This is a genomic window from Paractinoplanes toevensis (assembly GCF_018332695.1).
GTDB classification, from domain to species: Bacteria; Actinomycetota; Actinomycetes; order Mycobacteriales; family Micromonosporaceae; genus Actinoplanes; species Actinoplanes toevensis.
Genome location: NZ_BOQN01000038.1, coordinates 113,987 through 133,737, shown reverse-complemented (window position 1 = coordinate 133,737; position 19,751 = coordinate 113,987). Strand labels below are relative to the sequence as shown.

The window sequence follows — 19,751 nt, the reverse complement described above, 5'->3', positions numbered from 1 at the left end:
ACCGTGCCGTCTTATGCGACCCCAGCTCTCCGACGAAGTTGCCGCCGCGCTGCGCGCGCGGATCATGTCCGGCGAGCTGCGGCCGGGCGCCCGGGTCCGGCTCGAGGAGATCGCCGCGCAGCTCGGCGTGAGCATCACGCCGGTGCGCGAGGCGCTGCTGACGCTGCGCGGCGAGGACATGGTCGAACTGCAACCCCGCAAGGGGTACGTGGTGTCGCCGCTGTCCAAGCAGGACGTGCACGACCTGTTCCAGTTGCAGGGTGACATCGCCGGGGAGCTGGCCGCCCGGGTCGCCGTGGCGATCACCGACGGTCAGCTGGACGAGTTGGTCGTCGCCGACCGGGCGCTGCAGCGGGCCAAGCCGGCCGAGGAGGTCGAGCGGCTCGAGTTCGGTTTCCACCGGACGATCAACCGGATCGCCGACGCGCGCAAGCTGAGCTGGTTCCTGCACACGGCGACCCGGTACACGCCGGTTCGCTTCTACTCGTCGGACGCCCGGTGGCGCAGCAGCATGAAGCAGGACCACGAGCTGTTGCTGGCCGCACTCACCGCGCGTGACCCCGGCGCCGCCCGTACCGTGATGACCCGGCATTTCACGGACGGCGCCGACCTGCTGATCAAGCACCTCGAGAACCAGGGGGTCTGGGCGTAGCCCCGCGGGCGTGCCGCATCCGGAATATCCGAAGCGCTCGGTCGAGGACGGCCGGGTCGCGATGCAGGCTCATCACGTCCATCGGGGCTTTGAAACGCCGCCACGTCACCGACTGCGGCCGACTGAACTCTCGCAGTCCGTCGGCGCCGTGCACCCGCCCGAACCCGGAGTCACCGACGCCGCCGAACGGGAGCGCGGGCACACCCGCGAAGCCCAGCACCGAGTTGATCGATGCAGCGCCGGTGCGCAGACGCCGAGCGATGTTCAGCGACTTCTCCCGATTCTTCGAGAAGATGGACGCGGCCAGGCCATATCGAGAAGCGTTGGCCAGACTCACCGCCTCGTCCAGCGATGAGACCGGGTTGACCACCACGGTCGGACCGAAGGTCTCCTCGGTCACCGCGGTGCTGTCCTCGGGGACCTCGGCGAGAACGACCGGGAAGACGTACGGCGGCTTGATCGATTCCGGGCCGCCGACCACGACCCGGCCGCCTCTGGCGATGGCGTCGTCGACGTGGTCGCGGACGATGTCGACCTGGGTGGCGACGGTCATCCGGCCGTAGGGGCCGTCCTCGCCCGGCTCGACGGTCTCGGCGATCGCGGCCAGTTTGGCCAGGAACTCCGGGTAGACCGCGCGTTCGACGTACACCCGCTCGACGCCGGCGCAGGTCTGGCCCGCGTTGCCGAACCCGCCGAAGGCCGCCGCCTCGGCGGCGGCGTCGAGATCGGCGTCGGCCGCGACGATCATCGCGTCCTTGCCGCCGCCCTCGATCACCACCGGCGTGAGACTCCGGGCGCAGGCCGCCATCACCGTACGGCCGGTGGCCGCCGAACCGGTGAACGCGATCTTGTCGACGCCCGCCGCGACCAACTGCGCGCCGACCGCGCCGTCGCCGGTGACGACCTGCAGAACCGGCTGATCGGTGATGGCGGCCCAGGCCGCGGCCAGCCACTCACCCGTCCGCGGGGTGTGCTCGCTCGGCTTGAACACCACCGCGTTGCCGGCCCCGAGGGCGTAGGAGATCGAGCCCATGGGTGTGTAGACCGGATAGTTCCACGGCCCGATCACGCCGATCACGCCGAGCGGCCGGTATTCGAGAGCCGCGCCCTGATCGGCGGCGAGCAGCCCGGAGCGGACCCGGCGGCGGCGCAGGACGCGCGAGGCGTTGCGGGCCGCCCAGTCCAGGTGCTCGACCGCCAGCATGATCTCGAGCAGCGCGTCCCCGACCGGCTTGCCGGTCTCTTCGTGTATGACGTCGCCCAGTTCGTCGGATCGGGCGGCGATGACTCGTTTCCAGTCGAGCAGATGTTCGCGTCGCTCGCGGAAGCTCAGATCGGCCCACCAGCCGGCGGCCGCACGAGCGTTGGAGACGGCTTCCATGGCACCCCCAAAATTTGATATTTGATATGCTACGGTCGCGTCAATCCCAAGTACAGCCCCGTGAAGGGATTGACATGGATCTTGATCTGACCGACGAGCAGCGCGCGTTCGCGGCCGCCGTCGACGACTTCTGCAAGCGCGAGACCGGCACCCGGGCCCAGCGCGACGCCCTCACCGAGGGCGGTCTGCACAAACACCACCAGGGCCTTTACCAGAAGATGGCCGACCTGGGCTGGCTCGAGGTGATCGAGAGCAGCGCGGTCGACATGTGCCTGTTCCTCGAGCACACCGCGTACGGCATGGCCCCGATCGGCGGGTTCGCCACCTCGTCCATCGTGGCCGGCGCGATCAGCCGCTTCGGCTCCCCCGAGCAGCAGAAGGCCATCGTCGGCGGCACCGCGGCCGGCCGCACCTACTCCATCGCGATGTCCGAGCCGGAGGCCGGCTCGGATGTGGCCGCCCTGGCCTGCCGCGCCGTCGCCGGCGAGACCGGCTACGTGATCAACGGCCAGAAGACGTGGTGCTCCAACGCCCACTTCGCCGACGCGATCCTGCTGGTCGCCCGCACCGGCGGGGTGCCCGGCGAGCATGCCGGCCTGACCATGTTCCTGGTGCCTGCCGACACGCCCGGCCTGCAGATCACCGGCATCGACACGATGGGCGGCAAGGAGGTCAACGACCTCTACTTCACCGACTGCGTGCTGCCCGAGGACGCCGTGGTGGGCGCGGTCGGCGAGGGCTGGAAGCAACTGATGGCCGGCCTCAACCTGGAGCGGCTGATCCTGGCCGGGCTGATGCTGGGCACGGCCCGGCGCGCCTTCGACGACGTTCTGGCCTACGTGAAGGAGCGCAAGCAGTTCGGCCGCCCGATCGGCACCTTCCAGGCCATGCGGCACCGCATCGCCGACCTGGCCACCGAGATCGAGTGCTGCAAACTGCTCGTCTACCGCACCGCCGAGCTGGTCGACCGCGACCCGTCCCGGGTGCTGCCCCGGGAAAGCTCGATGGTCAAGCTGAAGACCACCGAGGTGGCCCGCGAGATGGCCCTGGCCGGCATGCAGATGATGGGCGGCTACGGCTACGCCACCGAGTACGACATGGAACGCCACGTCCGGGCGGCGCTGATCTCCACCGTCTACGGCGGCACCAGCGAGATCCAGCGCGACATCATCGGCAAGACGTACGGCCTGTAACCCTGTCAGCAATAAGAGCGACAAGGTCTGACCGCGCCGGACCTCACCGGTAGATGATCGGCAGATGACATCCGAGACCAAGATCCTGCTGTCCGAATCGGAGATGCCGCGGAACTGGTACAACCTCGTGCCGGACCTGCCCTCGCCACCACCGCCCGTCCTGCATCCCGGCACGCTGCAGCCGGTCGGGCCGGACGACCTCGCGCCGCTGTTCCCGATGGCCCTCATCGAGCAGGAGGTGACCACCGAGCGCTACGTGCCGATCCCCGAGGAGGTGCTCGACGTCTACCGCCTCTGGCGGCCGTCGCCGCTCTACCGGGCGCACCGCCTGGAGAAGGCGCTCGGCACCCCGGCGAAGATCTACTACAAGTACGAAGGGGTGTCGCCGGCCGGGTCGCACAAGCCGAACACCGCGGTGCCGCAGGCCTTCTACAACGCGGCCGCCGGCATCCGCCGGCTCACCACCGAGACCGGGGCCGGCCAATGGGGTACGGCGTTGGCCTTCGCCGGCGCACAGTACGGGCTGGACGTGGAGATCTGGCAGGTGCGGGCCTCGTACGATCAGAAGCCGTACCGGAAGATCATGATTGAGACGTTCGGCGGGATCATCCACCCGTCGCCGTCGAATCTGACCGACGCGGGGCGGAAGATCCTCGCCGAGCACCCCGATTCGCCGGGCTCGCTCGGCATCGCGATCAGCGAGGCCGTCGAGGTGGCCGCGCAGCACGCCGACACCAACTATGCGCTGGGCAGCGTGCTCAACCACGTGCTCCTGCACCAGACGATCATCGGCGAGGAGGCGCTGCTCCAGCTCGCGAAGGTGGGCGACAAGCCGGACGTGATCGTCGGCTGCACGGGGGGCGGCTCCAACTTCGGCGGCCTGGCCTTCCCGTTCCTGCGGGAGAAGCTGGCCGGCACGATGAACCCGACGATCCGGGCGGTCGAGCCGGCCTCCTGCCCGTCGCTGACCAAGGGCGTCTACGCGTACGACTTCGGCGACACCGCCGGGATGACGCCGCTGATGAAGATGCACACGCTCGGCCACGACTTCATCCCGGACCCGATCCACGCGGGTGGGCTGCGCTATCACGGCATGTCGCCGCTGATCTCGCACGTCTACGAGCTGGGCCTGATGGAGGCGGTCGCCAAGACGCAGAAGGAGTGCTTCGAGGCCGGCGTGACGTTCGCCCGCACCGAGGGCATCATCCCGGCGCCGGAGCCGACACACGCCCTGGCGGCCTGCATCGAGGAGGCGCTGCGCTGCAAGGAGACCGGCGAGGAGAAGGTGATCCTCACGGCGCTGTGCGGGCACGGCCACCTGGACCTGCCCGCGTACGGCCGCTTCCTGGCCGGCGACATGGTGGACCACGAGCTGTCCACCGCGGCCGTCGAGGCCGCGATCGCCGGCCTGCCGCGGGTCTAGAGGAGCGTGCGGGCGGCCGCCCGGCGCAGCTTGCCGGAGGGAGTCTTCGGCAGGCTGCCGGGCGGCACGACCCGGACCTGCGCCGGGCGGGCGTCGATCTCGGCCACCACCCGGGAGGTGACCTCCTTGACGATCTTGGCCGCGGCGGTCTCGTCGTCGGCCAGTTTCGACTCGGCGATCACCGCGAACGACTCGCGGGCCTGGCCCTCGCCGGCCATCAGCCGCACCGCGACCACGTTGCCCTCGCGGACGCCCTCGACGGTGCCGGCGGCCCGCTCGATGTCGGTGGGGTAGATGTTGCGGCCGCCCATGATGATCACGTCCTTGCGCCGGCCGCACACCACGATCTGCCCGTCTTCCACCAGATATCCCTCGTCGCCGATGTCCAGCCACCCGTCGGCGTCGCGGGCACTCTCGTAACCGTCCGGGGTCACGTACCCGTCGGTCACCGAATCGCCGCGCAGCTGGATGCGGCCCACCTGGCGCACGCCCAGCGGTTTTCCGTCGTCGTCGACGACCTGCACCTCGACGCTCGGGTAGGGCCGGCCCAGCTTCGGGATCTCCCTCGTGTCGCCGGGTGTCGCCCGGCCGCGCTCCAGTTCCGAACCGTCCACCGAGTCGAGCAGCATCTCGTCCGACATCTCCGACATGGAGATGACCAGCGTGCTCTCGGCGGCGCCGTAGCAGCAGTTCACGGCCTCGGGCCGCAGCCCGAACCGGGCCGCGGTCTCGACGAACGCACGCATCGTCGCCGGGTCGATCGGCTCCGCGCCGTTGCCCGCCACCCGCAGCGTGGACAGGTCCAGCGCGCCGTCCGGCACCCGGGCGAGCTGCCGGTTGAGCACCGCCCACGCGAAGTTCGGCGCCGTGGTGATCGTGCCGCCGTAACGGCTCATCATCTCGGCCCACACCAGCGGGCGGCTCAGGAAATCGGCGGGCCGCAGGCTCACCAGCTCCATCCCCGTCATCATCGGCAACAGCAGGCAGCCCACCATGCCCATGTCGTGGAACATCGGCAGCCACGACACCATCACGCCGGTCTCGTCGCAGCCCAGGTGGTCGCGGGAGTTGGCCAGGTTCGCGTACAGGTTGCGGTGGGTGATCCGCACGGCCTTCGGCTCGGCGGTGGAACCGCTGGTCAACTGCAACAACGCGACGTCGTCTTCGCCGACGGAGACCGGTGGGTGGTCCGGCCCGGCGATCAGCTCACCGGCCTGATAATTCTTGATGCCGTACGCCTCCAGCACCGGTGTCACCGCTTCGAAGGGAGCGCCGACCACCACCGCCCGTGCGTCGATCATGCGCAGGACGCGCACCGTGTCCGCGCGCCACGCCTGCAGGTCGGTGCGCGGGGTCGGCTGGTGCAGCATGGTCATGCTGCCGCCGGCCAGCCAGATGCCCTGCGCCACCGGCGCGGTCTCGACCGGCAGCCCGGCGAGCACGGCCACCGCCTGCCCCGGTTGCAAGCCACCGCGAACCAGCCCGGCGGCCACGCCCCTCGCCTTACGATGCAGCTCGGACCAGGTGATGCGAGCCTTTGCCGCGGGTTCGCCGGTGACCATGCCGGTCGCCGCGGCCTGCGCTGTCATGATCACTTCATCGATGAATCGGCTCACCAGGCCACCGTACGGCCGATAGTGGCGAAGGGCACCCTTTCGGTGTCGTAAATGGGCGTGCTAGCAGGTAGGGCCCGGTGACAGGATAAGAAGCTCTTTTTCGAAATCCCTCTCCGCAGCTTCCAGACCGACCCTGGAGTTTCTTGTGACTGACACGGCAGCCGCGCAGCCTGCCAAGTTGGACGCCGCCGTTCTCAAGATCGCCGGCGTGGTGGTCCTGGGCGCGATCATGTCGATTCTCGACATCACCGTCGTGAGCGTCGCCCTGCCCACCTTCCAGACCGAGTTCGACGCCACCTACGCCCAGGTCGCCTGGACGCTGACCGGCTACACCCTGGCGCTGGCCACGGTGATCCCGCTGAGTGGCTGGGCCGCCGACCGGTTCGGCACCAAGCGGCTCTACATGCTCGCCCTGTTCCTGTTCACGGCCGGTTCGGTGCTCTGCGCCACGGCCGGCTCGATCGAGCAGCTCGTCGCCTACCGGGTGTTGCAGGGCCTGGGCGGTGGCATGCTCATGCCACTCGGTATGACGATCATGACCCGCGCCGCCGGTCCCGAGCGGATCGGCCGACTGATGGCGGTCCTCGGCATCCCGATGCTGCTCGGCCCGATCGGCGGCCCGATCCTCGGCGGCTGGCTGATCGAGGCGGCGAGCTGGCACTGGGTCTTCCTGATCAACCTGCCGATCGGCATCATCGGCCTGGTCTACGCATTCTTCGCGCTGCCCAAGGACGACCCGAAGCCGTCCGAGTCGTTCGACTTCGTCGGCATGCTTATGCTCTCCCCCGGCCTCGCCCTCTTCCTGTACGGCGTGTCCTCGCTGCCCGAGACCGGCACGATCACCGCCACCAAGGTGTGGGTGACGATGCTGATCGGCGCGCTGCTGGTGATCGGCTTCGTGGTCTACTCGTTCAAGCCGAAGCACCCGCTGCTCGACCTGCGGCTGTTCCGCAACAAGCGGCTGGCCGTCTCGACGATCTCGCTGTTCGTGTTCGTCATCGCGTTCATGGGCGCCGGCCTGCTGTTCCCCAGCTACTTCCTGCAGGTGCGCGGCGAGTCCACGCTGCACGCCGGCCTGCTGATGGCACCGCAGGGCATCGGCGCGATGATCACCATGCCGATCGCCGGCACGCTCGCCGACCGGATCCCGGTGGGCCGCACGGTGCCGTTCGCGATGGCCCTGATCGCCCTCGGGTTCTTCACCTTCACCCAGGTCGGCACCGACACGTCCTACCTGCTGCTGTGCGGTTCGCTGTTCGTGATGGGTCTCGGCATGGGCGGCACGATGATGCCGATCATGACCTCGGCCCTGCGCACGCTGACCAACCACGAGGTCGCTCGCGGCTCCACGCTGGTGAACATCCTGCAGCAGATCGGCGGCTCGATCGGCACCGCGACCATGTCGGTGATCCTGACCAGCCACCTGAACGGCTCGGCCCCGATCCCCGGCGTCACCAACCCGGGCACCGGCGAACCGGTCACCGAGGCGGAGGCGGCGATCGCGGCCCAGCACGGCGCACAGATGCAGCTCCCGCCGGACGTCCTGCAGCGGGGTCTGACGTTCGTGGCCGACTCGTTCGCCAGCACCTTCTGGGTGGGCTTCATCCTGGTCCTGGCGACGTTCATCCCGATCGCCTTCCTGCCCCGCAAGAAGGCCCCGGCGTCCGAGGCCCCGTCAGCCGACGAAGGCGCCGTCCCGACCCCGGTCGTCATGCACTGACCGCAGCGCCGCGAGGAGACGGCCGACCTCCACTTCGTCGGTCGTCTCCCGCCCGCTCTGGCCGCCGAGGGCCGCACTGCCCAGCGTGACGCCGACGGTGTCGGCGACGAACCCCTTGCCGGAGGCGTGCACCGCCGCCACCCCAGCCCGCACCAGGTCCACCACCACCTCGGGCCGCACCCCGCCGCCCGCCATGATCTCGATCCGGCCGGCGGCGTGTTTCACGAGCCGGGCCAGTTGGGGCAGCGAATCGCCGGCCGCGGCGGCCCCACCCGAGGTCAGCACCCGCCGCACGCCCAGCTCCGCGAGCGTGTCGATCGCCGCGAGCGGATCCACCACCGTGTCGAACGCCCGGTGAAAGGTGACCTCCGCGCCGGCCGCATCGATCACCCGCCGCATCAGGGCGGTGTCCACCGTGCCGGACCGCACCCCGCCGACCACCACTCCCGCCGCGCCGGCCTCGATCGCGTGGCGGACGTCCCGGACCGTCAGCGCCACCTCGTCCGGCTCGTAGTCGAAGCCGCCCGGGCGCGGGCGCACCAGCACATGCACCGGCGGCATGCCCGGGGTCGCGACCGCCGCCTCGATGAACGCCAGGGACGGGGTGAGGCCGCCGAGGGGCAGCGCCGAGCAGAGTTCGATGCGGTCGACGCCGAGGCGGGCCGCGACGGCCAGGCCGTTCGTGTCCTGGACCGCGAGTTCAAAGGCAACCATTGCGCGAAACTCTAAACGGTCAGCCGCCGGTAAACTCATGCGCTATGCCGGAAAGCCGCCAGCCGCCGCCGCGGGCCGAGACCGGCGGCGGGTGGCTGCCGCACGGCTATCACCTCGGCCCACACTCGCACACCGACGGCCAGCTGGTCTATGCGGCCTTCGGCGCCCTGGCCACCAGCACCGAGCGCGGCACCTGGGTGGCGCCGGCTCACCGGGTCACCTGGACGCCGCCGGGGTTCGACCACTCCCATCGCTTCTACGGCCGGACCGACGTACGGCTCGTCGTCATCCCGGCCGGCCTGTGCGACACGCTCGTGCCGTACCCCAGTGTCTTCGCCGTCAGCCCGCTGCTGCGGGAAGCGCTTCTGGCGCTGACCGACCGGCCGGAGATCCGGCCGGGCGCTTTCGAACGACTGCGCGCGGTGGTGATCGACGAGCTCGGCGAGACCCCCGAGCAGTCCCTGCACCTGCCCGAACCGCGGGACGACCGGCTGCTGACGGTCACCGGCCTGCTGCACGCCGACCCGGCCCGGTCGGCGACCCTGGCCGAGCTCGGCCGGGCCGCCGGGGCCGGCGAGCGCACCCTCAGCCGCCTGTTCCACACCGAGCTGGGGATGAGCTTCCACCGGTGGCGCACCATCCTGCGCATCCACCACGCCCTGGTCCGTCTGGCCGAGGGCCGGTCGGTCACCGACACCGCGATGGCGTGTGGGTGGTCGAACCCGTCGAGCTTCATCGAGGCGTTCACCGCGGTCGTCGGGCAGACCCCGGGCCGCTACCAGGCCGACCTGGCTGCCCGACCCAATACCGTCGCCGCTGAATGACGCCTCACGCTCAGCCGGGAACGTCCCGGACCGAAAGGAGTTTTGGGGTCGGTTACGGCGAAAGGGCGGGTGTCGTGGAGGTCAATCCCAAAACGGTCCAGGTGACCACGCGGCGGAACGCGGTGGCCGGCCGGCTCGCCGACTTCCGCGTCGGCACGAAGATCTACGTGTCGGTGCTGATCGTCGCGGTGGCGGCGCTGGGCATCGGGGTGTTCGGGATCAGCCGGATGAACAGCCTCAACGGCGACATCAAGGAGATGAAGACCCGCCATGTCGACGCGCTCGTGCAGCTCAGCACGATGCGCGGCTACTCGGCCGACAGCTTCCAGGGCATGTGGCTCTACGCCCTGCTGCCCACGGACAAGGACACCTACGTCACCCGGACCAAGACCGCCGACGCGGGGTTCGTGACCGCTCTGACCGCGTACCGTCAGCTTGCCGCCGGTTCGCCGGAGAGCACCGCGGCCGCGACGAGCCTCGCCGGGACCTTCGACTACTACCAGACGCTGCGCGACGTGCTGGTGTTCCACGAGTCCGCCCCGGCCGGATTCGAGACCCCGACCGGCGACCAGATCGGCAAGGTCTGGGGCCAGACGCAGACCGACCTGAAGGACGCGATCGTCACGCTGCAGGAGACCGAGGAGGCCGAGGCGGCCGCGATGACCGCCGACGCCGAGGAGGCCTACCGGAACGCCCGCAACCAGCTGATCATCATCATGGTGGTGGCCCTGCTGGTCGCGCTCGGCCTGGCCGTATTCGTCTGCCGGCTGATCCTGCGCCAGCTGGCCAGCGTCGCCGACTCGCTCGGCGCCGTCGCCCAGGGCGACCTGGCGGTGGCCGCGCAGGTGCAGTCCCGCGACGAGCTCGGCGCGATGGCGATGGCCGTCAACACCGCCCGGGACGGCCTGCGCGACGTCGTCGGCCACCTCTCCTCCAGCTCCCGGGCCCTCGGCGAGAGCACCGCCCAGCTGACCGGCAGCACCGAACGCATCGGTCTGTCGGCCCGCGAGGCGGCCACCCAGGCCGACGCGGTCGCGGCCGCCGCCGGTGCGGTCTCGGCGAACGTGCACACCGTGTCCGCCGGCAGCCACGAGATGGGCGCGTCGATCCGGGAGATCGCGGAGAGCGCCAACGAGGCGGCCCGGGTGGCGTCCGAGGCGGTCGGGGTGGCCGAGAACACCAACGCCACGGTGTCGAAGCTCGGTGTCTCCAGCGTCGAGATCGGCAACGTGGTCAAGGCCATCACGTCGATCGCCGAGCAGACCAACCTGCTCGCCCTGAACGCGACGATCGAGGCGGCCCGGGCCGGCGAGTCCGGCAAGGGCTTCGCCGTGGTGGCCAGCGAGGTCAAGGACCTGGCCCAGGAGACCGCGCGGGCGACCGAGGACATCTCCAAGCGGGTCGAGGCGATCCAGGCCGACACCGAGAGCGCGGTCGTGGCGATCGGCGAGATCTCCACGATCATCGCCCGGATCAACGACTACCAGCTGACCATCGCCTCCGCGGTCGAGGAGCAGACCGCGACCACCGGCGAGATGAGCCGCAGCGTCGCCGACGCGGCCCAGGGCAGCACCGACATCGCCGGCACCATCAGCGGCGTCGCGAACGCCACCCAGGCCACCACCACGGCGCTCGCCGAGACCACCAGCGCGGTGCACGAGCTGGCCGGCATCAGCGGCGAGCTGCAGCAGGTGATCGGCCGCTTCCGCCTCTGAAGCTCTCGCGGCGGAAGCGGCCGACTCGTCACTCGCCGACGTGGGCCGCGGCGGCCAGGATGGTGTCCAGCGTGACCTGCGGGTGCGACACCATCGAGACGTGTGACCCGGCCACCTCGGTGATCTTGGCGCCGGCCCGCTCGGCCATCGACCGCTGGGTGGCGGCCGGGATGACCAGGTCCTCGGTGCCGACGACGGCCCAGCTCGGCAGGGTCTTCCAGGCCGCGCTGACCGACGGAGTGGTGTTGGCGCTCAGCGTGATCGGCCGCTGGCCCGCCACGATCAGCCACCGGTCCGCCTCGGGCAGGTCCTGGGCGAAGAAGTTGTGCACCGTGTCCGGCTTGAGGAACGCCTCCGCGTCGCCCTCCGGGCCGCCCGGGTAACCCGCGATGTCGAGAACGGTGGTCGGGTCGGGAACATCGAGCGCCGACCCGGAACCGCCGAGGATCTGGAAGACGTTCTCGCCCTCCTCCGGGACGAAGGCATCGACATAGACCAGGGCGCGCACGTCACCGCCACCGGTGGCGGCGTTGGTGATGACGAAACCGCCGTACGAGTGCCCGGCCAGCACCACCGGCCCGGTCGTCCGCTGAGCGAGGAAGGACGAGATGTACGCGGCGTCGGCGGCCACCCCGCGCAGCAGGTTGGGCGGGGCGAGAACGGTGAATCCCTGGTTCCGCAGTTCGGACGCGACAGCGTTCCAGCTGGACGCGTCGGCCCACGCGCCGTGCACGAGAACGATGGTGGGTTTTGCCATGTCTGTCTCCTTGCGTCATCTGCGGGCCCAAACGGGGCTCGCCGTCCCATCCTCGCCCTTCCGGAGGGAATGCGACGGGCGCGAAGGTAAACATCAGAGTTTTGCGGACTCCTCGAGCCGGGCCGGGGTCACTGCGCCCGCGTAGAACCGGCCGTCCGCGGTGACCAGGACGCTGACCAGGGTGCCGGCGAACACGCGGCGGCGGCCGTCGGGATCGGGCAGCCGCGCGGTGAGCACCGACGTCCAGCCCGCCCCGAGCACCGAGGCCACGGGCAGCGCGGTGTGGTCGTTGCCCTCGGTGATCGTGGTGCCGGGCGGCGGCTTGAACACGAACTGCTCGCGGTCCGGCACCGCAAAGCTGATCTGCTGGAACGCGACCCGCATGGCCGGCCTGGCCGCGTTCTTCGGGTACACGTCGACGCGCAGCGGGATGTGGTGCTCGGCGTCGACCGCCAGGTTCACCCGGCCGATCAGCGACGCCGGGTCCCGGGGGCGCAGCACCAGCTCGTAGGCGTCCCGGCCGGCGACCTCGGTGACGCCGCCCGTGCTGACCGCGGTGGCCGGGTCGATCGAGGCCAGTGCGGCACCGGTCCCCAGCGGCGTGTCCGGCAGGGTGAGGTGACTGGCCATCCGGTCGGTGCTGTTCCACAGCCAGGCCTCCGCCCCGTTGCGGATCAGGTCGGTCTCGCCGTGGGCGTTCAGCAGCGCCAGCCGCTGCCGGTCCGGCCCCGCGAACCAGACCCGGATGGTGCTCGTGCCGGTCAGCAGACCGGCCAGGTCGGCGGCACCACCGGTCCCCCGCTTGCCGACGCCCCGGGCGAGGCTCGCGACGCCGGGCAACCCCAGGTCGGCGCTTTGCACGATGGTTCCGGACACCCCGTCCACCTCGGCATCGCGCAGGTCCGCTAGCAGCTGCGCCGCGCTGCGCGGCGGCAGCGCCGAGTCCGCCCTCGCCACGATCGTGCCGGCGGTCGCCCCGCCGCCGATGACAACGGCCGCCGCGACCGCCGGCACCAGCCAGTGCAACGCCCGCCGGGATCCGAACACGGGCAGATCCTCGCCCGCCGCCGCTGTGACCGTGCTGAGAGCGGGGTGCGGTTAACCGCACCCGCATCGGCCGGTCTGCCCGGCTGTTTCCCGGCCCGCCGGAAACCAGGGTGGACACATGGATTCCGTCATCTCCCTGGCCTCGGTATCGAGGCGCTATCCGCGCGGAGTGGTCGCGCTGCACGAGGTGTCCCTCGACGTTCCGCCCGGCCAGTTCGTGGCCGTCATGGGCGCCACCGGCTCCGGCAAGAGCACCCTCCTGCACTGCGCGGCCGGCCTCGACCGGCCCACCGGCGGACAGGTGCGGCTGGCCGGACACGACATCACCCGGATGAACGAGTCGCGCCGCACCCGCCTGCGGCGTGACCACGCAGGTTTCGTCTTCCAGGCCTACAACCTGCTCTCCGAGCTGACCGTCCGGCAGAACGTCGCGCTCCCGGTGCGGCTCGGCGGGCCGCGCAACCGCACGGTCGACGAGGTGCTGGCCCAGGTCGGGCTGGCCGGTTACGGCAAGCGGCCGGTGGGCGAGCTGTCCGGCGGCCAGCGGCAGCGCGTCGCGATCGCCCGCGCGCTGATCACCACCCCGGCGGCGGTCTTCGCCGACGAGCCGACCGGCGCGCTCGACCCGGCCACCGGCGGTCGCATCCTCGCGCTGCTGCGGGCCGCGGCCGACCGGGACGGCGCCGCCGTGCTGATGGTGACCCACGACCCGGCCGCCGCCGCCTGGGCCGACCGCCTCGTCCTGCTGCGGGACGGCGTGGTCGCGCACGACGGTCCGGCCCCGGAAGCGGCCGAGATCGCGGGCCGGCTGCGCGGAGTGTCGGCGGTGGCGGCGTGATCCGGCAGGCGCTCCGGCGGAACCCGTGGGCGTTCCTCGGCCCGGCGACCACCCAGTCGCTGGCGGCCGCGCTGGTCACCATCGGCCTCTGCGGGACGGCGTCGCTCGGCGGCGCGCCGCTGACCGCGGCCCAGCGGGCCACGATGACCGCCGACGGGACGGCCGACATCGGGATCCTCTTCCTGATGATGTCGATCTATCTGTCCATCCTGGTGGTCGGGGTGACGATCGGGACCGCGATCGCCGACCAGGGCCGCGACCTCGCCCTGTTCCGCACGGTCGGCGCCACGCCCTGGCGGGTGCGGCGGGCGATCGCCGCGCAGGCCGCCATCGTCGCCGTCCCGGCCACGGTGGCCGGCGTACCGCTCGGGTTGCTGCTCGGCCGGGCCTGGGTGCACGGCCTCGTCGGCCACGGCATCGTGCCGGCCGAGGTGACCTTCCGGATCCACGGCGGCACCGTGCCGATCGCGTTCGCGGTCACCATCGGCACCTCGCTGCTCGGGGCGCTGATCGCCGCGATCCGGCCGTCCCGGCTGCGCCCGGCGATGGCGATGACCGAGGCCGCGGTGCCGGGGCGGCGGAAGGGCCGCATCCGTACGCCGATGGGTCTGCTCCTGGTCGGTGGCGGCATCGCGCTCGCGGTCCTGATCAGCGACGCGGACGCGCAGACCGCCGACAACGCCGGCCTGTTCGTCATGCTGGCGATGTGCTTCGGCGTCGGCATGCTGGGCCCGGTGCTGCTGCGGCTCGCGGCGCCGGCGGCCCGTCTGTTCGGCGCGGCCGGCCAGGTCGCCGCGGACAACGTGGTCGCCCGCCGCCGCTCGCTGTCCGGTGCGCTGGTCCCGCTGACCCTGGCCATCGGATTCGCCGCGTTCACCATCGTCATCGCCGCCACCACCGAACACGTCACCGGTGTCGCCCAGGCCGCCGCCGACCGGTGGCTGACCTACGCCGGAACCGGCACGTACACCGCCTTCGCGGCGATCGCCGCGGTCAACACGCTGATCACCGTGATCCGGGCCCGGCGCAACGACCTGGCCGTCATGCGACTGGTCGGCGGGACCCGGGGGCACACGCTGCGGGTGGTGATCTGCGAGGCTCTGGTGGTGACCGCCACCGCGCTCGTGGCCGGGGCCGTGGTGGCCGCGACCGTCCTGCTCCCCCTGCTGCACACCGCCCTGGGCACCTGGCGCCCGTGGGTGCCGGCGCCGTTCCTGGCCGGCAGCATCCTGGGGACGGCCGCGCTGGTCCTGGCCGGGCTGGCCCTGCCGGCCGCCGCGATGCTGCGGCAACCGCCGATCGAGGTCGTCGGGTGATCCTGCTCCGGGTGTGGGCGAGCGCCCGCTGGTGGCGCGAGCTGGCGTTCGTCCTGTCCGGAGCGGTGCTGCGGCTGCCCACCACCGCACTCGCCCTGCTGGGCATCGCGGCCTGCGGGCTCTCTGTCGTGATCTTCGGGCTGGCGCTGCTGGCCGGCCTGCTCGCGGTGGCCCGGCGCACCCCCGCCTACTTCCGCGCGCCGGCCCGCAAACTGCTCGGCTGGGACTGGCCGGACGCGAAACCGGCGAGCCGCAACCCGCTGACCGACAGCACCGCGTGGCGCGCCCTCGCGTACTGCTTCGTGGGTTTCGCCCTGATCTACACCGGTGCCTACTTCACCGTGTTCCTGCTGGGCAGCGGACTGGCGGCACTCACCTATCCGGCCTGGTGGTTCGCCGAGGCGGGCGACCACAGCTGGGCGGGCTCCTGGCTGGTGGCCGGCGAGGGTCTGCTGTTGCTGCTGGCCGCGCCGTGGTTCGTCCGGCTCGTGGTGTTCGCCGATTCGCTGCTGGTGCGCGGCCTGCTGCACCCCAGCAAGGCGGCGCGGCGGATCGCCCAGCTGGAGGCGGGCCGGGCGGCCCTGCAGGCCGACGCGGCGGCCCTGCTGCGCCGCGTCGAACGCGATCTGCACGACGGCACCCAGGCGCGGCTGGTCACCCTGGGCGTCCAACTAGCGCGGATAGAGCACAAAACCGACGAGCCTGACGTACGCGCATTGGCCGCCGACTCCCGCCACACCGTCACCGAGGCCCTGGCCGAGCTGCGCGACATAGTCCGGGGCATGCACCCGCCCGCACTCGACGACGGTCTCGAGATCGCCCTGTCCACGCTGGCCGCCCGCAGCGCGGTCCCCGCCACGGTGCGGGTGGACCTGGCCGGCCGCCCACCCGACGCCACCGCCTCGGCGATCTACTTCACCGTCGCGGAACTGCTCACCAACGTGGCCCGGCACGCCAAAGCCACGAGGGTGGCGATCGTCCTGACCGACGACCCCACCCGCCTCACCCTGACCGTCCACGACGACGGCCAGGGCGGCGCGGCAGTCGGCGCCCCGACCGGCGGGCCGGGCGGCGGCCCAGGGGGCGGCGTGCCGGGAGGCGGGCCGGGCGGCGGCGGCGCGGCTGGCGGGCCGGGCGGCGGCCCAGGGGGCGGCGTGCCGGGAGGCGGGCCGGGCGGCGGCGGCGCGGCTGGCGGGCCTGGCGGCGGCGCGGCTGGCGGGCCGGGCGGCGGCGCGGCTGGCGGGCCGGGCGGCGCAACGCCGGCGGGCAGCGGCCTGGCCGGGCTGGCCCGTCGTGCCGAAGCCCTCGACGGCGGCCTGCGGGTCGACTCCCCCGCGGGCGGCCCGACCATCGTGACCATGACTCTGCCCCGGGAGTACTGACATGCGCGTCGTCATCGCCGAGGACAACCCGCTGCTGCGGGACGGCATCGTGCTGCTGCTCGGCGAGCACGGCATCGAGGTGGCCGCCGCTGTCAGCGACGGCGACACGCTCCTGGCCGCCGTCGACCGGGAACAACCGGATGCCGCCGTCGTGGACGTGCGGATGCCACCCACGCACACCGACGAGGGGTTGCGCGCGGCGTTGACCATCCGGTCGGCGTACCCCCAGATCGGGGTCTTGGTCTTCTCCCAGTGGGTGGAGACGAGCTATGCCCGGCGGCTGCTGTCGGAGAACGCCGGCAAGGTCGGCTACCTGCTGAAGGACCGCATCGTCAGTACCGACGAGTTCGTGGACGCGCTGCGCCGGGTCGCGGCCGGCGGCACCGCCCTGGACCCGGAACTCGTGCGGCACCTGCTGGCCGCGCCCGCGGTGGACGCCGGCCTCGCCCGGCTCAGCGCCCGCGAGCGCGAGATCCTCGGCCTGCTGGCGGAGGGCCGCTCCAACGTGGCCATCGCCGAGTCCCTGCACCTGGTGGAGCGCAGCGTGGAAAAGCACGTGACGTCCATCTTCACGAAGCTGGACCTGCCCCACGACCGCTCCGACCACCGGCGGGTCCTGGCCGTCCTGCGTTACCTGCGAGCCTGACTTTGTCCTCGTCGAGGTTACCTCTCTGTCGGGCCGGGAATTGTTTCCGCGATTGGCATGATCCTTCCTTAGCGGACGCAATGCGGGGCGCGAAAGAATATATCCATGCGGTACCAGCAGCTTCAGCTATTCAGCCGGTCCACCAATGCTGCCCTGCGTGACCGCACCCGAGCACGTAACTATTCGCCGACGAAAGAGGAGTTCCGCCGCGACCATGCGCGTCGCCGAAATTGGGGCCTCGCGCGGCGCCACGCGCGCAAGCTGTGCCAGCTGCACGGCTGCTCCCGCAGGTGCGCCGAGGTGGGCCTGCATGATCACGCCGAGCCGGTCCCACCACTGATCTGGCCGGAGGGGGCGACCTGTGCGCAGCGGCCCGCGCCGGGCCGCGATGCCTCAGCCGGGCGTGACGTGCCGGCAGGCGAGAAGCAGCGGCCCGCCCTCGCCGGCCAGGCAGCTTCCACGTGCCGGACGGACACCGAAACGCACGCGGAATCCGCGCGCGCAACAGAAGCGACCGCCCGGACCGATCCCACGCACATGGCAGTTACCGCTGCTCAGAGCGAGTCCCCGTGGCAGACCGGAGCGGCGACGCAGGCCGACGCCGCGCGCCAGGCGGACAGTCCCGGCCAGCCGCACAGTCCCGGCCAGCCGGACAGTCCCATCCAGGCGGACGCTCCAGGCCGAACCGACAGTCCAGCCCGAGCGGACACTCCCCGCGGGACCGACACTCCGGGCGGGACCGACACTCCGGGCGGGGCTGACACTCCGGGCGGAGCCGACACTCCAGGCCGGGCCGACACTCCGGGCCGGGCTGCGTCGGTGCACCCAGCCGAGCCGAGTAGGAACGCCCGGCCGAGGCCGTCGGCCGTCACGGCTCGGCAGAGCGGGACCGGACGATGCCGGTTGCCCGATGTCGTCGCACGGTCCGCGTCCGCGCGCTGCGCGCCTCCCGCCCGTGCGCCCCCCGACTACGCGACCGCCACCCTCGCGACTCCCGCCCTCGCGACTCCCGCCCTCGCGACTCCCGCCCTCGCGACTCCCGCCCCGGAGGGGAGGTCCATCGGCCGTATCGCTGTCGGCGGAATCGCGGTGCACCCGGCGGCGATCGCTGTGCGACAACAGGCTCGCTCCGGCCGGCATTGGGCCGCGACATTGCGCCAATAACACGTCACTAAAGCCTGGGGGAACGCCAAGAATAGACCGACGGCATCAGTTGCTGAATAATCGGCAACGATCTTGGGAAAAGGGGCGAAAAGCTCGCCCAGCAAAAGGCACGGAGGGCGAAATCATCCTCCGGCACAGCATTGCTGCCGGGAGCCCAATTGTCGAAGGCGACGACATGCCGAAAGTGGGTATTCTTAATCGACGCGAGGTGGCCGAGCGGCTGCCACCCCTAAAGCTCAGCGGGGCCCCCGCCCTGGACGCACGGCCCACCGCGCCTCTCGCTACGTGGCCGCGGACCGGGATTCTCGGGATGACTGTCTGACCTGGGCTACCGGGCGGAAGCGGTCGTCCAGGGTGATCAGCAGGCTCAGGAGCAGTGTGAAGAAGAGTGCGTTGCCCAGCTTCAGCTCGCCGCGCAGCAGCTCCACCGCCAGCACCAGGCCGGCGTTGGTCAACAGCCGCAGGCCGAACGCCGCGACTGCCGACTCGCGGCTGCCGGTGCGGCGAGCCACGGCCAGCGTGATCGCCGTGTTGACCAGCACGAACACGCCGATGCCCAGGAACATCTGCAAGTGCGTGGCTCGGATGCCGGGCAGCACCTCGCCATAGATGACGCACAGCAGTCCGATGAGCATCACCTTCTCGGCGGTCGCCCCGGACAGCAGCCGCCAGTGCGTGGTGACCCAGTGGTCCCGTTCGGCCGCGGTGTCGATCTCGGCCGGGAGCGGTTCGGCGGCCACCCGCGTGGTCCAGGCCGGGCCGGGCAGGCGGGGCCACAGCCAGAGCCGCACGAAGAGCACCAGGGCTACGCCGAGTGCGGCGAGGACGGGGATCAGCCCGGGGTGGGCCTGCAGGGTGTCGGTCACGTCGAGTTGGGCGACGTGGATCCACCACTCCTGCGGAAGCTTCACAAAAACCCAGATGCAGGCCGCGGTGGTCACCCACCCTCGGGCACTCACGCTCGCCGGGTTCCAACGGAGGCGGACGATTTCGTACGCGATGAAGAAGTATTCGAAGGTGTTCGGGAAGATCAGCAGCAGTGGCCGCCACGCGACCAGCTCGAACAGCACGACCCCGGCGAGCCGGTAGAAGAAGAGGAACCGGGCCACCCGGAGGGCCGGCCGGCTGGTCCAGTTGCGCAGCACCGACAGGTAGGCGACGGACAGGTAGAACATGTCCATCGCCTTGTCGTAGCTCTGGTAGCCGGGCGGGTCGTAGCCGAACCACTGGAACACCGACTGGTCGATGCCGTCGAGCACGAGCGCCGCCACGATCGCGGGCAGCGGGAACAGCGGAATGAACAGCGGCACGACGAACCGCGCCCCGACCACCACGAGGAAGACGATCCCCATGGCGCGGATCG

16 protein-coding genes are annotated in these 19,751 nt (G+C 71.3%); 10 read left to right on the top strand and 6 right to left on the bottom strand.

Annotation, left to right across the window (positions count from 1 at the left end):
* The first annotated feature begins 13 nt into the window (after nucleotides 1–13).
* Nucleotides 14–652, top strand: coding sequence for a GntR family transcriptional regulator (locus Ato02nite_RS13375; protein WP_213006796.1), 639 nt, complete (start codon nucleotides 14–16; stop codon nucleotides 650–652).
* On the opposite strand, the gene Ato02nite_RS13370 is transcribed toward Ato02nite_RS13375, so the two are convergent.
* Complete coding sequence (locus Ato02nite_RS13370) at nucleotides 618–2,033, bottom strand: aldehyde dehydrogenase family protein (RefSeq protein WP_213006795.1); 1,416 nt, start codon at nucleotides 2,031–2,033, stop codon at nucleotides 618–620. The two genes, Ato02nite_RS13375 and Ato02nite_RS13370, sit on opposite strands and share 35 nt — an antisense overlap.
* Nucleotides 2,034–2,107: 74 nt before the next feature.
* Between Ato02nite_RS13370 and Ato02nite_RS13365 the strand changes: the two genes are divergently transcribed.
* Nucleotides 2,108–3,226 (top strand): acyl-CoA dehydrogenase family protein, encoded by a 1,119-nt coding sequence (locus Ato02nite_RS13365; protein WP_213006794.1) that lies wholly within the window; start codon nucleotides 2,108–2,110, stop codon nucleotides 3,224–3,226.
* Between the two features lie 64 nt (nucleotides 3,227–3,290).
* The gene (locus tag Ato02nite_RS13360) at nucleotides 3,291–4,649 is read left to right on the top strand and encodes a TrpB-like pyridoxal phosphate-dependent enzyme (protein WP_213006793.1); all 1,359 of its coding nucleotides are present in this window, start codon (nucleotides 3,291–3,293) and stop codon (nucleotides 4,647–4,649) included.
* Here Ato02nite_RS13360 and Ato02nite_RS13355 read toward each other — a convergent pair.
* Nucleotides 4,646–6,265 carry a fatty acyl-AMP ligase gene (locus tag Ato02nite_RS13355; protein WP_213006792.1) on the bottom strand — a complete coding sequence of 540 codons (1,620 nt, stop codon included), beginning with the start codon at nucleotides 6,263–6,265 and terminating at the stop codon, nucleotides 4,646–4,648. The genes Ato02nite_RS13360 and Ato02nite_RS13355 overlap by 4 nt on opposite strands.
* Nucleotides 6,266–6,410: 145 nt before the next feature.
* On the opposite strand from Ato02nite_RS13355, the gene Ato02nite_RS13350 reads away from it, so the two are divergent.
* Nucleotides 6,411–7,985, top strand: coding sequence for a DHA2 family efflux MFS transporter permease subunit (locus Ato02nite_RS13350; RefSeq protein WP_213006791.1), 1,575 nt, complete (start codon nucleotides 6,411–6,413; stop codon nucleotides 7,983–7,985).
* Here Ato02nite_RS13350 and Ato02nite_RS13345 read toward each other — a convergent pair.
* The gene (locus Ato02nite_RS13345) at nucleotides 7,941–8,699 is read right to left on the bottom strand and encodes a copper homeostasis protein CutC (protein ID WP_213006790.1); all 759 of its coding nucleotides are present in this window, start codon (nucleotides 8,697–8,699) and stop codon (nucleotides 7,941–7,943) included. The two genes, Ato02nite_RS13350 and Ato02nite_RS13345, sit on opposite strands and share 45 nt — an antisense overlap.
* A gap of 44 nt (nucleotides 8,700–8,743) precedes the next feature.
* Between Ato02nite_RS13345 and Ato02nite_RS13340 the strand changes: the two genes are divergently transcribed.
* Both Ato02nite_RS13340 and Ato02nite_RS13335 read left to right on the top strand, forming a co-directional pair.
* Nucleotides 8,744–9,523 (top strand): helix-turn-helix domain-containing protein, encoded by a 780-nt coding sequence (locus tag Ato02nite_RS13340; protein WP_213006789.1) that lies wholly within the window; start codon nucleotides 8,744–8,746, stop codon nucleotides 9,521–9,523.
* Between the two features lie 101 nt (nucleotides 9,524–9,624).
* The gene (locus Ato02nite_RS13335; protein ID WP_246606858.1) at nucleotides 9,625–11,238 is read left to right on the top strand and encodes a HAMP domain-containing methyl-accepting chemotaxis protein; all 1,614 of its coding nucleotides are present in this window, start codon (nucleotides 9,625–9,627) and stop codon (nucleotides 11,236–11,238) included.
* A 28-nt stretch (nucleotides 11,239–11,266) separates the two neighbouring features.
* On the opposite strand, the gene Ato02nite_RS13330 is transcribed toward Ato02nite_RS13335, so the two are convergent.
* Both Ato02nite_RS13330 and Ato02nite_RS13325 read right to left on the bottom strand, forming a co-directional pair.
* The gene (locus Ato02nite_RS13330) at nucleotides 11,267–11,995 is read right to left on the bottom strand and encodes an alpha/beta fold hydrolase (RefSeq protein ID WP_213006787.1); all 729 of its coding nucleotides are present in this window, start codon (nucleotides 11,993–11,995) and stop codon (nucleotides 11,267–11,269) included.
* Between the two features lie 93 nt (nucleotides 11,996–12,088).
* A complete protein-coding gene (locus Ato02nite_RS13325; protein WP_213006938.1) occupies nucleotides 12,089–13,048 on the bottom strand; it encodes a LolA family protein in 960 nt (319 codons plus the stop codon).
* Between the two features lie 112 nt (nucleotides 13,049–13,160).
* On the opposite strand from Ato02nite_RS13325, the gene Ato02nite_RS13320 reads away from it, so the two are divergent.
* Genes Ato02nite_RS13320 through Ato02nite_RS13305 form a run of 4 tightly spaced genes read left to right on the top strand, consistent with a single transcriptional unit; the run spans nucleotide 13,161 to nucleotide 17,224 of the window.
* Entirely contained in the window at nucleotides 13,161–13,880 is a 720-nt protein-coding gene (locus tag Ato02nite_RS13320; protein WP_213006786.1) for an ABC transporter ATP-binding protein, read from the top strand.
* Nucleotides 13,877–15,196: an FtsX-like permease family protein gene (locus tag Ato02nite_RS13315; RefSeq protein ID WP_213006785.1), complete on the top strand. Its 1,320-nt coding sequence runs from the start codon at nucleotides 13,877–13,879 to the stop codon at nucleotides 15,194–15,196. Before Ato02nite_RS13320 ends, Ato02nite_RS13315 begins: the two co-directional genes overlap by 4 nt.
* Nucleotides 15,193–16,578: a sensor histidine kinase gene (locus Ato02nite_RS13310; RefSeq protein ID WP_213006784.1), complete on the top strand. Its 1,386-nt coding sequence runs from the start codon at nucleotides 15,193–15,195 to the stop codon at nucleotides 16,576–16,578. The genes Ato02nite_RS13315 and Ato02nite_RS13310 overlap by 4 nt, the downstream gene beginning before the upstream one ends.
* A gap of 1 nt (nucleotide 16,579) precedes the next feature.
* Nucleotides 16,580–17,224 carry a response regulator transcription factor gene (locus Ato02nite_RS13305; RefSeq protein WP_213006783.1) on the top strand — a complete coding sequence of 215 codons (645 nt, stop codon included), beginning with the start codon at nucleotides 16,580–16,582 and terminating at the stop codon, nucleotides 17,222–17,224.
* A gap of 1,445 nt (nucleotides 17,225–18,669) precedes the next feature.
* On the opposite strand, the gene Ato02nite_RS13300 is transcribed toward Ato02nite_RS13305, so the two are convergent.
* A complete protein-coding gene (locus Ato02nite_RS13300; protein WP_213006782.1) occupies nucleotides 18,670–19,740 on the bottom strand; it encodes a hypothetical protein in 1,071 nt (356 codons plus the stop codon).
* Nucleotides 19,741–19,751 lie beyond the last annotated feature (11 nt).

Excerpts from the sequence above, each read along its gene's own strand:
- Ato02nite_RS13375 (WP_213006796.1), top strand. The coding sequence starts at position 14 with ATGCGACCCCAGCTCTCCGACGAAGTTGCCGCCGCGCTGCGCGCGCGG.
- Ato02nite_RS13370 (WP_213006795.1), bottom strand. The coding sequence starts at position 2,033 with ATGGAAGCCGTCTCCAACGCTCGTGCGGCCGCCGGCTGGTGGGCCGAT.
- Ato02nite_RS13365 (WP_213006794.1), top strand. The coding sequence starts at position 2,108 with ATGGATCTTGATCTGACCGACGAGCAGCGCGCGTTCGCGGCCGCCGTC.
- Ato02nite_RS13360 (WP_213006793.1), top strand. The coding sequence starts at position 3,291 with ATGACATCCGAGACCAAGATCCTGCTGTCCGAATCGGAGATGCCGCGG.
- Ato02nite_RS13345 (WP_213006790.1), bottom strand. The coding sequence starts at position 8,699 with ATGGTTGCCTTTGAACTCGCGGTCCAGGACACGAACGGCCTGGCCGTC.
- Ato02nite_RS13340 (WP_213006789.1), top strand. The coding sequence starts at position 8,744 with ATGCCGGAAAGCCGCCAGCCGCCGCCGCGGGCCGAGACCGGCGGCGGG.
- Ato02nite_RS13330 (WP_213006787.1), bottom strand. The coding sequence starts at position 11,995 with ATGGCAAAACCCACCATCGTTCTCGTGCACGGCGCGTGGGCCGACGCG.
- Ato02nite_RS13320 (WP_213006786.1), top strand. The coding sequence starts at position 13,161 with ATGGATTCCGTCATCTCCCTGGCCTCGGTATCGAGGCGCTATCCGCGC.
- Ato02nite_RS13305 (WP_213006783.1), top strand. The coding sequence starts at position 16,580 with ATGCGCGTCGTCATCGCCGAGGACAACCCGCTGCTGCGGGACGGCATC.
- Ato02nite_RS13300 (WP_213006782.1), bottom strand. The coding sequence starts at position 19,740 with ATGGGGATCGTCTTCCTCGTGGTGGTCGGGGCGCGGTTCGTCGTGCCG.